We start from the raw sequence: 13,514 nt of genomic DNA, 5'->3' as shown, positions 1-13,514 counted from the left end.
CGACCGGCCGGCGCCATCAGGCCCTTTTCTGATACCTGTCGGCCAAGAACCAGACCGGCACGCCTGCCAGCAGAATGATCACACCGGCTAGTGCTCCCTTTCCAGTGTAGGTAAGGCTCGCGTAAAGCATATACCCACAGGCGGACAAAAACAGCAGCGGGGGCAATGGGTAGAACGGAATCCTATAGGCTGAGGCCGGCACCCCATTGCGCCATCTGAATACAAACAGGCTCAGGGTTGTAAGGAGTATGAAACCCCAGAAGACCGGGGCCGTGTATTCGACAATCGTTACTATGGCATGCTTCGACCAGGCACCGATACCCACCAGGATAAGGGAAATGACTCCCTGAACCAAAAGCGCATTGACCGGGGTGTTGCTGATCATGTTCCACGCTCCCATGAACCCGAGCAACTTGAAATCACGTCCCAGTGCGTAATTCGTGCGGGCACCGGTGATGATGGTGGCATTGGCTGTGGAGAGGGCGGCAACGATGACAATCCATACAACGACCAACGAACCGCCGGGACCGAATATCTGTTCAGCGAGATCATAACCCACAGTTTGCGACGCCTTCAACCCATCAAACCCCAGTACATGAATATAGGTCAGGTTAACCAAAAGATAGATCGCCGTGATGATCGCGATGCCAAGAACCAGAACGCGGACGATGCGCTTTCTTACGTTGTGAAGTTCTCCGCTAAGATAGGCAGCCTCGCTCCAGCCCCCGTATGAAAGTAAAACAAAGATCATGGCCAGGCCAGCGGCACCACCGGAAAAAACCGGCCTGTTTTTCCCCGCCAGCGATAATCCGGACGCATCGGCCGGTGTTTTGGAAAACCCGGCAATCATTATAATGACCAGGGCAAGGACAACCACGGATGCAAGAATGGTTTGCGCACGCCTGGAATGGCGGGTTCCCATGATGTTGAGTCCCGTCAGGATAATTACCGCGGCAGCGGCATAAATCGCGGAACTGCTTTGGCCCAGATCAAGAGCAACGGTGGCGTAGTCGCCAAGGATAAACGCGATGAGTGCAACCGACCCGACCTGTATGACCGTCATTCGCCCCCAGGAGAAAAAAAAGCCTGTCGCCGGCCCGAAGGCTTTGCTCAAAAAATAATACTCACCCCCGGCATTGGGCATTGAAGAGGAAAGTTCGGCGTAACACAGTGCTCCCATGAGTGAAATGAAACCTCCGGCAACCCAGAACAGCAGGTACTGCATCTCGCCGGATGAATTCGAGGCGATGATCGGAGGAAGGCGGAATATACCGATACCCACAACCATACCAATGACCACGGCCATTGAACTGAACGTGGTGAAGGAGGGTAGCGGATGACCTGATTCTGATGAGTCGCTCATCGTCCGATCAGTTTTGCATTCCAGTTTTGACGGCCTAGTAAAAAGCCCGATATCTTCGTTACGCTTCATCCCTCAGGAATGTCAAAATTAAGAGCACTTTCCGGGAAACCACCGACTAAAAGATAGCGTTGAAAAAGCGGCTGCAAGGGCCGCAATTGGGCTGTCAGGGCAGAAAGATCGCCTGACGAAAACGAGAAGATCCTGCTGACGCGCAGATCCGGGGCAATCCCCTGGGGTTGCTGGTTGCGCATGCCGACAAATTCAAAAAAAGAGAGCGCGGGAACCAGAATGGTAATCCAGCGGCCGACACCGCTTTCGGCCGGGCGGTCCCGATGAACCACGGAAGCGGAACCGGTGGCCAGGATGCGGTACTGGGGCTGATGGTCGATGAAAAGCTTGATCTCGGTTTGCCACTGGGGAGCATACTGAATTTCATCCAGCAAAAGGGTGGCCGGTTGGCCGTCGGGATAGGTGCTCTCGTGAAAGAGGGACAGGATCTCTGTGAGTGGCAACAATCTTAAAAGCGGATGATCCAGGCTCAGGAGACAAATGGTGAGGCGGTTTGCGGATGGCATCGGCCAGGGCCTGGAGTTCCTCCGCTCCCAGCTGGGCCTTATACGGTCGGTTGTACAGAATTTGAAGGGCGGTGATTTCATCTTTGTTTTTTTCGATAAAATCCTTGAAGGAATCCACCAACCCTTTGGCTTTTTCCAGTGCATCGGCATCGAAACCGGCTTCAATCACCTGATCCTGACTGACACGATCGATAGTCTGTTCGGTCTTTTTTTGCAGCCCCACCAAGAGATCGCGGAGGTTCGGATCGTAAAGCCCATTTTTATATTTGTCGGATTGGATTTCAACCCCTGATAAAGTGGCGCCCTCCTTTTTTGCCTCGACAACACCGGTGGCCTTACCGTCTACATACAGAAAATAGTCAGCCTTTCCGTGTCCGGGTTCCAACTGACATTCACGGATTTGTCGATTCTTGGGTTCATGGTGGGTATAGTGGTGGGTACGGCTATTTTGTGACGATAAAAAAAGGGCTCACAAATTCTTGTGAACCCTTTTCTTTGTTGTGGCGGGAGCGACGAGACTCGAACTCGCGACCTCCGGCGTGACAGAACGACCCAAAGCGTATTCCACCTATATTTACCGCACATTAGAACCACCATTGTCCGTTTAGAGCCGTCAAAAGCCGTCTAAAAAGCCGTCAATATCCCCTCTTCAATCTGGTTTTACCTGACTAAACCTCACCTGTCCCAACACACCATTAGCAAATAGAGCATCTACGGTAAACCTTTTCCCCTGACCGCCGATAATGAACAAGGTAAGCATTTTGACCTTTAAAGAAAAGGAAACCCTAAAATGACAGAAATTCAATTGGATGGTAAAATGGAATACGAATTTGTCATCCCATCATTGACTCGCGACAAACATCCCATTCCCCAGGAACGGAGAGACGCCTACTTCAAAGTCCTTGAATCCAAATCATGGGAAATGAATGGCGGATTTACCATTATTCCAAATTGTAGAGGTGGATACAGAAGCGAATCTGGGGAAATGCTATACGAGGATGTATCCATAATCAAAACTAACGGAAAAATGCCACTGACCGAAAAGGAGTTGGAAGCCTTTGCCGATTATCTGTCCCAAGAGTGCCTATTCGTCGTAAAAGCAGGTGAGCGTTATGCTTATTTGTATGAAGGCAAGCCGAAAGATACAAAAATTGAGTTCCAGTATGATTACGGTGATGGTTCATACACTGAATACTATCTGACACATAGCCCTGATGATGAAAGATGTATTCAAGTTCTTGAATATGATAAAAATGGACAATTTACAGCAGGTCAGAACCTGTATGAAAATGATTTGGGTAGAGAAATATCGATGGGCGATGAAGTCCTTGCGGAAATCTATGATTTATATTGGAAGTCCAAATAAAATTTTTCCGGCGCCGGCTGTTTTGATTACAGGGTTGATATTCTTTGCCCCCGGCACCCGTGACACTGTAATTACAGATGACACCCGAAAGTGTCATAAGCCTGCTAAAAGTGTAAAATAATAGTAATTACAGGAGGCTGGCGATTACACTTTGACCATCGTTATGTTCGCTATTCATTACGGCACCTGTCGCAAGAAATAGCCTGAAACCCACTTGTATTAGCAGGGAAATAGCATCGAAAAGCCTGGCCAGTGGTGGTTGGGCTTTTTTGTTTTCAAACGCTCTTCATTGTTATTACAACTTCATCCCACACAGCTTTTCGTCCAACTCCTTCCAGTCCGGTATGTGTTTGGCCACTTCCCGATAAAAATCCTTGGAGTGGTCCTTGTGCTTGATGTGGCCCAACTCGTGGACGATGATGTAGTCAATCAGGGTAAAGGGTAGTTTGATGGCATCGTAGTTGATGATGATTTCATTGGCGTTGGTACAGCTTCCCCATCTTTTCGTCAGCTTCCGAAACTGGAATCCCGTCGGAGTTAGGCCCGTGGTTTGGCTCCATTTGTTTATGCGCGGGGTGATTTTCTGTATGGCCTTTTCCCTTGCGAATCCTTCCAGAGCATTATCAATGGCTTTCATTCGGTCGGCCACATCAGGATTGACCCTGGCAGTGAATTTTGAATGATTGAAGGCGATAGACGCACCTTTGATGCTGGCATCTTTGAGTAGCACGATGCCCAGCTTCCCGTCCTGGTTCAAGACGCTTATCATATGCTGGAGGAAGGCCAGGTCCGCATATCCGCGCGGGGGAACCCCATAGCCGAAGGCCAAGATAAGGTTATGCTACTGGCCTTTCTACATTTGGCCTCCCGCCGAGGCGAAATTTTTCGAATGGAATGGTCCCACGTGGATTGGGGAAACGGACGTTTACAGTTATGGACTCGAAAGCGTAAGGATGGAAGTTTAGAATACGATTGGCTTCCAATGACAAAAGAGTTGCGGAAATCTTTAAGGTGGTGGTGGGAACATAGGCCGATAAAGGACAGCCCCTATGTATTTTTATCCCTGAATGAACACCCTGGCCAAAAAGAAAACTATGGGCAACCCTTTGTCAGCAACCAAAAGTTTATGCGACGGATATGTAAAGAGGCAGGTGTCAAGCATTTCGGATTTCACGCCATTAGACACCTGACAGCTTCAATCCTTTATCATCAGGGTGAGCCGGTCGCTCACATCCAGGCCATCTTGCGCCATAGAAGCCCAAAAACCACAGAACAATATTTGAGGAGCATTGGCCTGGAACGTGTGCGTAAGGCACTTGAAAGCCTGTCTTCCAACGCGCAACAAGCACAGGATAAGGCGGAGGTCATAGTGTTTGAGCGTGCGTTAGGAACGAATGAATCTAATGCCTGAAAATGAAAAGCCGTCAAATAAGCCGTCAATCGAGGGACCGGTAAAAAGCAAGAGTCCAGCCGGTTTGGTAACCAACTGGACTCTCTATGAAAAATGGCGGGAGCGACGAGACTCGAACTCGCGACCTCCGGCGTGACAGGCCGGCGTTCTAACCAACTGAACTACACCCCCGAAAGTGATATCAGCGTGCCGGTTGGTAGGCGGAACAGGGTTTGAACCTGTGACCCCCGGCTTGTAAGGCCGGTGCTCTCCCAACTGAGCTATCCGCCCGAATTTACAATGCGCTTTCTTTTACGCACCCGCAAAAGAAGAGACACTTAGCTATCAATTCACCCTGACAAAGTCAAGTCCAAAATCAGCGTACCGGTGCTTTTTAATTGATTGAAATCTGAGGCTGATCGGACCCGCCTGGTTCAACCGGGATCGGCATGTCGTTGTTGGAAAACAGCCGCTCCCCCCGGCCAAGTACCAGTGCATGAACCAGCACCTCATCCATGTGTTCAACCGTCACCACTTTCATCTGGCGGGTGACGACCTTGGGGATATCCTTGAGATCCTTCTCATTTTCCTTGGGAATAATAACTTTACGGATTCCCCCGCGGTGGGCGGCAAGCATTTTTTCCTTCAGGCCGCCGATGGGCAGCACCCGTCCCCGCAGGGTGATCTCACCGGTCATGGCCACATCCCGCCGAACCGGCCGACGCGTCAACGCGGACACCAGTGACGTGCACATGGAAATACCGGCCGATGGACCGTCTTTGGGAATGGCCCCTTCGGGAATGTGGATGTGCAAATCCAGATCCTTGTAAAAATCATTCTGGATGCCCAGGTTTTCAGCTCTTGAACGTACAAAACTCACCGCAGCCTGAGCGGACTCTTTCATGACGTCACCCAGTTTGCCGGTAATATTGAGGTTGCCTTTGCCGGGCATGGTCAGCGTTTCCACAGACAGCAGTTCCCCGCCCACCTGGGTCCAGGCCAGTCCGGTCACCAGGCCGATCTGGTCCTTTTCCTCGATCTGGCTGATCTTGAATGGCGGCGGTCCCAAAAGACCGGGAATGGCATTGGCCGAGATAACATGTTTCTTCTCGTCCTTCTGGTTGACCACTTTTCGGGCGGTCTTTCGGCAGATGGAAGAGATCTCCCGCTCCAGGTTGCGCACACCCGCCTCACGGGTATAACGCTGGATGAGCATGGTGATGGACGCCTTGGAAAAGGAGATGTTATCCTCCTTGAGGCCGTTGGCGGCTATCTGCTTGGGCACCAGGAATTCTTTGGCAATGTTGTATTTTTCCAGTTCCGTGTAACCGGGCAGCCGGATAATCTCCATGCGGTCCTGCAGCGGCAGCGGTATATCCGGCAGGGTATTGGCCGTAGTGATAAACAAAATATCCGACAGATCGTAATCCAGGTCCAGGTAATGATCGTTGAAGCTGTAATTCTGTTCGGGATCCAGCACCTCCAGGAGGGCCGATGAGGGATCTCCACGGAAATCCATGCTCATCTTGTCCACTTCATCCAGGCAGAAAACAGGGTTGTTGACCGCCACCTTTTTCAAGGATTGGATGATCTTTCCGGGCATGGCGCCGATATAGGTTCGACGATGCCCCCGTATTTCGGCCTCGTCTCTCACACCGCCCAGGGACAGACGCACAAACTTGCGGCCTGTGGCCCGCGCAACGGACTTGGCCAAGGAGGTTTTGCCCACACCGGGCGGACCCACCAGACAAAGAATGGGACCACGCAGTTTTTTGACCAGCGTTTGAACTGCCAGATACTCGAGTATGCGCTCCTTGGGTTTGTCCAGTCCGTAGTGGTCTTCGTTGAGTATTTTTTCGGCCTCGATCAGATCATTGCGAATGCGGCTTTTATTGTACCACGGCAGGCTGATCATCCAATCGATATAATTTCTCACCACTGTGGCTTCAGCCGACATGGGGGTCATCAGCTTGAGCTTTTTGAACTCCTGACGGGCTTTCGTCGACGCCTCCTTGGACATGCGCTTGCGCTTGATCTTCTTTTCCAGATCCTTGAGCTCATCGCCCACCTCGTCCTCAGAACCCATCTCCTTTTTGATGGCCCGCATCTGCTCGTTAAGGTAATAGTTTTTCTGGGTTTTCTCCATCTGGTCCTTGACGCGGCCCTTGATCCGCTGATCCATCTGGTAAACCTCAATCTCCAGCTTGATCAGGTTGACCAGCAGCGCAAGACGCTTACCCAGGTCAACGGTTTCCAGAAGATTCTGCTTGTTTTCCAGTTTAAAGGAAAAATGCGAAGCCACCGAATCGGCCAGCTTGGAAGCATCAGAAATTGCTGAAATCTTGGATAAAAGTTCTTTAGAGATGCTCTTGTTAATGCCGGCGTACTGGCTGAAGCTGTCGACTACGCCGCGCATCAGGGCTTCCACCTCGATGGTGTCACCCGGTTGGTCCTGCAGCAGGGACAATTCGACTTCGAAAAACTCAGGGTTGTCCACATAACGTTCGATGCGGGCGCGCTGTTTTCCTTCGATGAGCGCCTTGACCGTGCCGTCAGGAAGCCGCAGCAGTTGAAGCACCGTTCCAACCACACCCACGTCGCAGATATCCTTTTCGGCAGGGTTGTCCACACCGGCGTTTCTCTGGGTGGCCAGAAAGATGCGTTTATCCTTGTTCATGGCGCTGGAAAGCGCACTGACCGACTTGTTGCGACCTACGAAAAGCGGCGCGACCATGTGAGGGAACACAACAATGTCACGCAGCGGCAACAGGGGAAGCATTTCACGGGAAATTCCCCCTTCCGGATTTTTAAAGAATTTAGGTATATTGACCATATTTTTGCACGACCCTCAGTTGCTATTGACCATCCGGAAAACCCGCCTGGCCCGAAATTCATCAGGCCTGTTTTTTGGATGGCTCGTAAAGCAGAATCGGCTCTTCTTTTTTCAACACAACTTCTTCGCCGATCACGCATTCTTTAACGTCTTGTTTGGAAGGAATATCGTACATGATATTCAGCATACATGATTCCAGGATGGCTCGCAGCCCACGCGCACCGGACTTTCGTTTCAGGGCTTCATCGGCAATGGCGGACAGCGCGCTGTCTGTCAGCCGCAGATTCACCCCTTCGATTTCGAACAATTTTTTGTATTGTTTGATCAGTGCATTTTTTGGCTCGGTGAGAATCCGAACCAGACTTTCCGCACTGAGCTCATCCAGGGTGGCGATAACGGGAAGCCGACCCAGAAACTCGGGAATCAGCCCGAACTTGATCAGGTCTTCAGGTTTAACCTCGCGCAGGGTTTCGCCGAGGCTGCTCTCGGTCTTTTTTTTCACCTTGGCACCGAAACCCATGAGCTTGCTGCCCATCCGCCGTTTGATGATCTGTTCCAGGCCGTTGAAGGTGCCGCCGCAGATAAAAAGAATGTTGGAGGTATCCACCTTCACGAAGTCCTGCTGGGGATGCTTGCGACCCCCCTTGGGGGGAACGCTGGCCGTGGTGCCTTCGATGATCTTGAGCAGGGCCTGCTGAACACCTTCACCGGATACGTCCCGGGTGATGGAGGGGTTGTCCGACTTGCTGGCAATCTTATCGATTTCGTCAATGTACACGATACCGCGTTTGGCCTTTTCCACGTCATAATCGGCATTTTGGAGCAGGGCCAGAATGATGTTTTCCACATCCTCGCCAACGTAGCCGGCCTCGGTCAGGCTGGTGGCGTCAGCAATGGTGAAGGGCACATTGAGAAACCGAGCCAGGGTCTGGGCCAGCAGCGTCTTACCGCATCCGGTGGGGCCGATCAGCAGGATATTGCTCTTCTGGATCTCCACGTCTCCGGAGTTGATGTTTGAATCCAGCCGCTTATAGTGATTGTACACGGCCACCGCCAGGATTTTCTTGGCCACGTCCTGTTCGATGACGTAGTCGTCCAGACGGGTCTTGATCTCATGGGGAATCATCAGATTCTCAAATTCACCGGCCTCTTTTTCATTCTCTTCTTCGATGATTTCGCTGCACAACTGAATGCACTCGTCGCAGATGTAAACCGCCGGCCCTGCAATCAGTTTTTTGACCTCTTTCTGATTCTTCCCGCAGAAAGAACAGAACAGGTTGTCATTGGCGTCGTCTTTTTTGGCCATGTCATGCCTCCATGTCGGTTAAATGATCCAGGTCATCCCGGTTGGTGATGACATGGTCCACGATTCCGTAGGCTTTTGCCTCTTTACCGGACATGAAGTTGTCGCGGTCGGTATCCTTCTGGACGTCTTCCACGTTCTTGCCGGTGTGACGCACCAGGATGTCGTTAAGGGCGTCCTTCATGCGCAGGATTTCCTTGGCCTGGATGGCGATGTCTGACGCCTGGCCCTGAAACCCGCCCATGGGTTGGTGAATCATGATACGTGCGTGCGGCAGCGCATAGCGTTTCTTTTCGGCGCCTGAAGCCAGAAGGAGCGCCCCCATACTGGCAGCCTGGCCAATGCAAACCGTGGTCACATCGGGTTTGATATACTGCATGGTGTCGTAAACCGCCAACCCGGAAGTGACCACACCGCCGGGAGAGTTGATGTAAAGGTTGATATCCTTGTCCGGGTCCTCGGATTCAAGGAACAGCATCTGGGCGATCAGCAGGTTGGCCACATCGTCATTGATGGCGGATCCCAGAAAGATAATACGGTCCTTCAGGAGCCGCGAATAGATGTCGTAGGCCCGTTCTCCCCGGCTGGTTTGGTCGATGACCATCGGAATTAATGTCACGCACTTGTCTCCTTTACATCCATATTATTGTCATCGGTCAACGGACCTTGTCGTTTTGCACATCCCTGCGCCCGTGAAACCCCGCACGCGTATGCCTTCACGCACCGGCCCGCGGCACCCGCGACTCGGGTTTAGCGCAGCGCCTATTCCCCGGCTTCGGGAGCAGCCTTTTCCGGCTCAACCGATTCGATCTCGTTCTTTTCCATTATAAGCTTAATCGCCTGTTTTTCAAGTAAAGCGTGCTTAAAAACCGATAGTTTGTCGCCATCGCTGCCGTAGAATCCCTTGATCACATCCACCGGCTGGTTGTAGGTGGCGGCCATATCAGCAAACCCTTTTTCAAGGTCCTCATCGGCCAGCTCCAACTTTTCCTGTTCGATGATCTTGCCCAGAATCAACTGGCGGCGAACCTGTTTTTCGGCGGTTGGGCGATATTTTTCCGCAAGACTTTCACGGGAAATTCCGGCTTCCTCAAAGGTTTTGTTGTGGTAGGAAAATGATCGCTCTGCATCGGCAAGAATGGTATTGAGTTCATACTCCACCATCACATTGGGAACCTCGAATTCGGTTTTTTCCAGTATCTGACTGAAGATCTGCTCGTTGAGCTCCTGTTCGGTGCGTTTGTCGTACCCCTGGGTCAGGTTTGCCTTGATCTTATTCCGAACTTCGTCGAGGGTGGTAAAGGGCCCCAGCTGCTTGGCCAACTCATCGTCGATTTCGGGGAGCTCCTCTTTGCGGATTTCATTGAGTTTAACTTTGAAATCCACCGTGTGGCCGGCCAGCTTTTTGTTAAAGTAATCTTCGGGAAAGGAGACGGTGACCGCTTTTTCGTCACCGGGGTTCATGCCCACAACACCCTGGTCAAAGGCTTCGGCAATGTGCGCATCACCGAGTTTGATCACAAAATTTTCGGTTTTCCGGGTTTCTTCAAAGGGTTTGCCGTCCTTGAAGCCTTCGTAGTCCAGCTGCACGAAATCACCGATCTGCGCCGGGCGACTTTCGTCGATAGGCACCCTTTTGGCCAGATTCTTCTGCATCATCTTTATCTGGAGCTCAACCTCTTCGTCACTGGCTTTGTGCAGCGTTTTTTTAAGTTTCAGGCCCGTCAATTCCACAGCGGCAATTTCCGGTTGAATCTCGACCTCGGCATCAAAGCAAAAGTCGCCCTTGGCGGCCAACTCGGGCGGATCAACGATGGGTGACCCAACAACCTTCAATTCAGTCTCTTTGAGCGCACCCACATAGGAATCCTGGATCAGTTTGGAAACCACATCGGCATTCACGTCCTTTTTGTAAAGCCGCTCGAGCACCCCGCGCGGCGTTTTTCCAGGACGGAAACCTTTGACTTTAGCAGTCTTTTTAAGAGTTTGGTAGGCATCGTCCAGTGCGCGGGTCACGTCCGCTTCCGGAATTTCAATGTGCATGATTTTTTTTACAGCGCTGCAATCTTCAACAGTAACCTTCATTTTCATCCTTTCTATACCCTGAACGAAGCACACGCCGGGACAACGACAGTTGCCGACCGACGCTGGATTTGACTCGATTCAGGTAAAAAATTAAGCGCCCCGACGCGACAGGCGTCAGGGCTCCTATGGGGCCTGCGGGAAATGGTTTTCGCTTGCAGCAGTTGGAAAAAATGGCATCCCAATCCAGCCGGACCCGCAATCGATTTATTCGATGGCCAGCCGGTCCAACCGCCAATTCAGAAACCATGCCGAAAATGGCGTGGTGCGAGAGGGGAGACTTGAACTCCCACTCTGTCGCCAGAGCTGGATCCTAAGTCCAGTGCGTCTACCAATTCCGCCACTCTCGCAGTGCTTTCGCAAACATCATGATGATCCGGTGCATCCCGCGACTTGACATTCTATGCAAATAAACTAAACTCCGTAAAAAAATCAAACGAAATAAATAATATTGATAGACCTTTCTGTCAAGGATTTCACGTTGACCATGGGCTGGTTAAAGCCTTTGACCCTATTGCGCTCAGGGGTGCTCGCAGCGCTGGCCCAAAAAATTGCCGCGCATTTGCCCGCGGGGCACCATGGAGAATTAACCCGCAATGTGGATATTGCAGCTGCGCCGGCGGGCCTGGATCAGCCTCCAGATCAGGCACCAGCAAGGTGGACTGCGCAAGCGTAAAATGGCATTCAGCGCTTGCACACGCATTTAAACAATGCTAAGAGGGCACGAAAAAAATCGGGGCGTAGCGCAGTCTGGTAGCGCACCTGCTTTGGGAGCAGGGGGCCGGAGGTTCAAATCCTCTCGCCCCGACCAATAAAAACAATGACTTAGGCCGACTTTGATAGTTGTAGGTTCCATCGAATCGTGTCACTCTCACAACGAACGATGACAATATTTACATCGAATGTTGTCAATGTTCAAATTCCCTTCCATTTTAATGGGTTGACTTTTGAGAAGTCGGCCCTTTTTTTTAGCATAAGTTCATAATGGAGGAAAAGTGCATTATTTCAGTTATTTTTTAGTTCTCACAAAGTCGAAAAATACCAGAAAATTTTGGTCGCCAAGCACTGACGAGGCGTAAAATTCATTTTATACTATTCTAATTGTGGCAATTTTTTATTTCTCATTTCTTAACAACGTTGTTCTCTCCCCATCTCCGACTCGAAATAAATCAAAGCGGTTAAACCGGCGTTGCAATCGTCAGAAGGACGCCATGACCTGCTTTTTTTGCACCAGAGCGACTATTCAACTAAGTTGAGCGATTGTCGAGCCCGCCGCAAATACAAGAGGTCTTTTCGCAATAGTTGCCTATGCGGGAAAGCGTCTGACGCCGCAAGTGCGGTGAGATCGGCAATCCCGAAGGGTTTCAAATTTTTAAGGTCGCCGGACACCCAAATTGGTTATAATAATATGTCGTTATCAAATATGAAAAAATTTGTAACGCTAAATTTGATGAACCCGTAAAAAGTCACAAACAGTGTCACTCCCGCGGAGGCGGGAGTCTATAACTATCTGAATCTTATGGATCCCCGCCTTCGCGAGGATGACAATAAACCTGAAATTTCGACTTTTTACGAAACCATCAAATTTAGTCAAATAAAGACAACTGCGATCCAGTGACCACTTTGTTCGGCTCATTTCTGTAGGATAATTCGGGAGGGGTGCAATCTTTGCTGGAGCCCAACCGTCCTTGGGCCATAAAAACCCCGGTGACGAGACCGACATGAAATCCATGGCGGAATGATCTCCGCATATCTTTGGTGGCCTGATTCAGAACCTGATCCGCCTTTTCGGATTTATCCAGGATCTCCTCAAAGGCAATCGCCTGCTCCAATGCATCTTCGACAAAATCGACAAACCGAATGCCACAGCTATCGCAGTATGCTCTAAGCTCAGCATTAAGGTCAGGGTCAATTGGGATATGCGCTTTCTCCAATGGATAGCTCCAATATTCTGTTTTCTTATTCTTTTTTAAAATTTAGGGAAAAAAAGGCAAATAGTTTAGCCTTCTTTGGCTTTTTTTAACTCTGGCTCAGCACGCCAATTCCGATAACGGACATCAACGCCTTCGGGCACATAGACAACCACAGGTAAGCGGCTATTATACCTGATTAGGAATGGTTCTCCGCCAAGGCGAATGAATCGCTCCACCTTCGGTACGTTTGGGTCAACCGCCATCCTCGTGCCAGCCATCGGACCTATCTCGCTAACCACATACCTCGTAAAGCCCCAACCCACTACGTTTTCCTTATTAATTTGCGGTTATGCACTAAGCCCAAGTGAGAAGTATTCTGAAATCGGATCGAGATCGAACTGGATGTCTTTGTTTCTGATATTAACCGATTTTACAACCTGCTGCACGATTCGCATGAATTTTTTCCCGATCGATTTTGATTTGCGACGATTGAACCGGAAGACATATTCATCCAGGTAGTTCTGCAGATATTTGGGTTCAAAACGGCCCTGGAAGGTGCCACGGATCAATCGCTTTACCAGAGAGGCAACCAGATGGGCGCCATACAATCCGGAATCAGGGTCTTTCTGGTGTGCCGGCGCGATGGCCACATGATGGTAGCCCTGGCTCAGGACCGGCCGGTAACTGCT

The 13,514-nt window shown here is 50.6% G+C and carries 14 protein-coding genes and 4 tRNA genes; 4 read left to right on the top strand and 14 right to left on the bottom strand.

The genetic code is table 11. The features are described from left to right. Positions 1–16 precede the first annotated feature (16 nt). From R6V78_RS16955 to R6V78_RS16945, 3 genes are all read right to left on the bottom strand, one after another. Entirely contained in the window at positions 17–1,363 is a 1,347-nt protein-coding gene (locus R6V78_RS16955) for an APC family permease (RefSeq protein ID WP_410290561.1), read from the bottom strand. A gap of 65 nt (positions 1,364–1,428) precedes the next feature. Then, complete coding sequence (locus tag R6V78_RS16950) at positions 1,429–1,878, bottom strand: AAA family ATPase (RefSeq protein WP_410290560.1); 450 nt, start codon at positions 1,876–1,878, stop codon at positions 1,429–1,431. Further along, the gene (locus R6V78_RS16945; RefSeq protein ID WP_410290602.1) at positions 1,796–1,999 is read right to left on the bottom strand and encodes a hypothetical protein; all 204 of its coding nucleotides are present in this window, start codon (positions 1,997–1,999) and stop codon (positions 1,796–1,798) included. Before R6V78_RS16945 ends, R6V78_RS16950 begins: the two co-directional genes overlap by 83 nt. Here R6V78_RS16945 and R6V78_RS16940 point away from each other — a divergent pair. Both R6V78_RS16940 and R6V78_RS16935 read left to right on the top strand, forming a co-directional pair. Further along, positions 1,913–2,230, top strand: a complete 318-nt coding sequence (locus R6V78_RS16940) for a hypothetical protein (RefSeq protein WP_410290604.1) — start codon at positions 1,913–1,915, stop codon at positions 2,228–2,230. The genes R6V78_RS16945 and R6V78_RS16940 overlap by 87 nt on opposite strands. A 498-nt stretch (positions 2,231–2,728) precedes the next feature. Continuing rightward, a complete protein-coding gene (locus R6V78_RS16935) occupies positions 2,729–3,304 on the top strand; it encodes a hypothetical protein (protein WP_410290559.1) in 576 nt (191 codons plus the stop codon). Positions 3,305–3,599: 295 nt separating this feature from the next. Here R6V78_RS16935 and R6V78_RS16930 read toward each other — a convergent pair whose 3' ends face one another. Continuing rightward, positions 3,600–4,133, bottom strand: coding sequence for a YgjP-like metallopeptidase domain-containing protein (locus R6V78_RS16930; RefSeq protein ID WP_410290558.1), 534 nt, complete (start codon positions 4,131–4,133; stop codon positions 3,600–3,602). Here R6V78_RS16930 and R6V78_RS16925 point away from each other — a divergent pair. Then, complete coding sequence (locus R6V78_RS16925; protein ID WP_410290557.1) at positions 4,074–4,715, top strand: tyrosine-type recombinase/integrase; 642 nt, start codon at positions 4,074–4,076, stop codon at positions 4,713–4,715. The genes R6V78_RS16930 and R6V78_RS16925 overlap by 60 nt on opposite strands. A gap of 94 nt (positions 4,716–4,809) precedes the next feature. On the opposite strand, the gene R6V78_RS16920 is transcribed toward R6V78_RS16925, so the two are convergent. The 7 genes from R6V78_RS16920 to R6V78_RS16890 all read right to left on the bottom strand — a co-directional run bounded on the left by R6V78_RS16920 (position 4,810) and on the right by R6V78_RS16890 (position 11,262). Beyond that, a tRNA-Asp gene (locus tag R6V78_RS16920) sits at positions 4,810–4,886 on the bottom strand. A gap of 23 nt (positions 4,887–4,909) precedes the next feature. Next, positions 4,910–4,985: transfer RNA gene (locus tag R6V78_RS16915), tRNA-Val, on the bottom strand. A gap of 103 nt (positions 4,986–5,088) precedes the next feature. After that, entirely contained in the window at positions 5,089–7,473 is a 2,385-nt protein-coding gene (gene lon, locus R6V78_RS16910) for an endopeptidase La (protein ID WP_410290556.1), read from the bottom strand. Between the two features lie 115 nt (positions 7,474–7,588). After that, positions 7,589–8,833 (bottom strand): ATP-dependent Clp protease ATP-binding subunit ClpX, encoded by a 1,245-nt coding sequence (clpX, locus tag R6V78_RS16905; protein ID WP_410290555.1) that lies wholly within the window; start codon positions 8,831–8,833, stop codon positions 7,589–7,591. Position 8,834: 1 nt separating this feature from the next. Beyond that, positions 8,835–9,434 carry an ATP-dependent Clp endopeptidase proteolytic subunit ClpP gene (gene clpP, locus R6V78_RS16900; RefSeq protein ID WP_410290601.1) on the bottom strand — a complete coding sequence of 200 codons (600 nt, stop codon included), beginning with the start codon at positions 9,432–9,434 and terminating at the stop codon, positions 8,835–8,837. Between the two features lie 158 nt (positions 9,435–9,592). Continuing rightward, entirely contained in the window at positions 9,593–10,915 is a 1,323-nt protein-coding gene (gene tig, locus R6V78_RS16895; protein ID WP_410290554.1) for a trigger factor, read from the bottom strand. Positions 10,916–11,175: 260 nt separating this feature from the next. Beyond that, positions 11,176–11,262, bottom strand: a tRNA-Leu gene (locus R6V78_RS16890). Positions 11,263–11,646: 384 nt separating this feature from the next. Here R6V78_RS16890 and R6V78_RS16885 point away from each other — a divergent pair. After that, positions 11,647–11,723 (top strand) — tRNA-Pro (locus R6V78_RS16885). Between the two features lie 775 nt (positions 11,724–12,498). Here R6V78_RS16885 and R6V78_RS16880 read toward each other — a convergent pair. The 3 genes from R6V78_RS16880 to R6V78_RS16870 all read right to left on the bottom strand — a co-directional run. Further along, a complete protein-coding gene (locus tag R6V78_RS16880) occupies positions 12,499–12,846 on the bottom strand; it encodes a hypothetical protein (RefSeq protein WP_410290553.1) in 348 nt (115 codons plus the stop codon). 65 nt (positions 12,847–12,911) lie between these two features. Next, positions 12,912–13,166, bottom strand: coding sequence for an ecotin family protein (locus R6V78_RS16875; RefSeq protein WP_410290600.1), 255 nt, complete (start codon positions 13,164–13,166; stop codon positions 12,912–12,914). A 6-nt stretch (positions 13,167–13,172) separates the two neighbouring features. Then, positions 13,173–13,514: transposase (locus R6V78_RS16870; protein WP_410290552.1), on the bottom strand; the 342-nt coding region annotated here is incomplete at its 5' end.

It is taken from the genome of Desulfosarcina sp., assembly GCF_046496365.1.
Classification (GTDB): Bacteria; Desulfobacterota; Desulfobacteria; order Desulfobacterales; family Desulfosarcinaceae; genus Desulfosarcina.
This window is presented reverse-complemented; position numbering and strand designations above follow the sequence as displayed.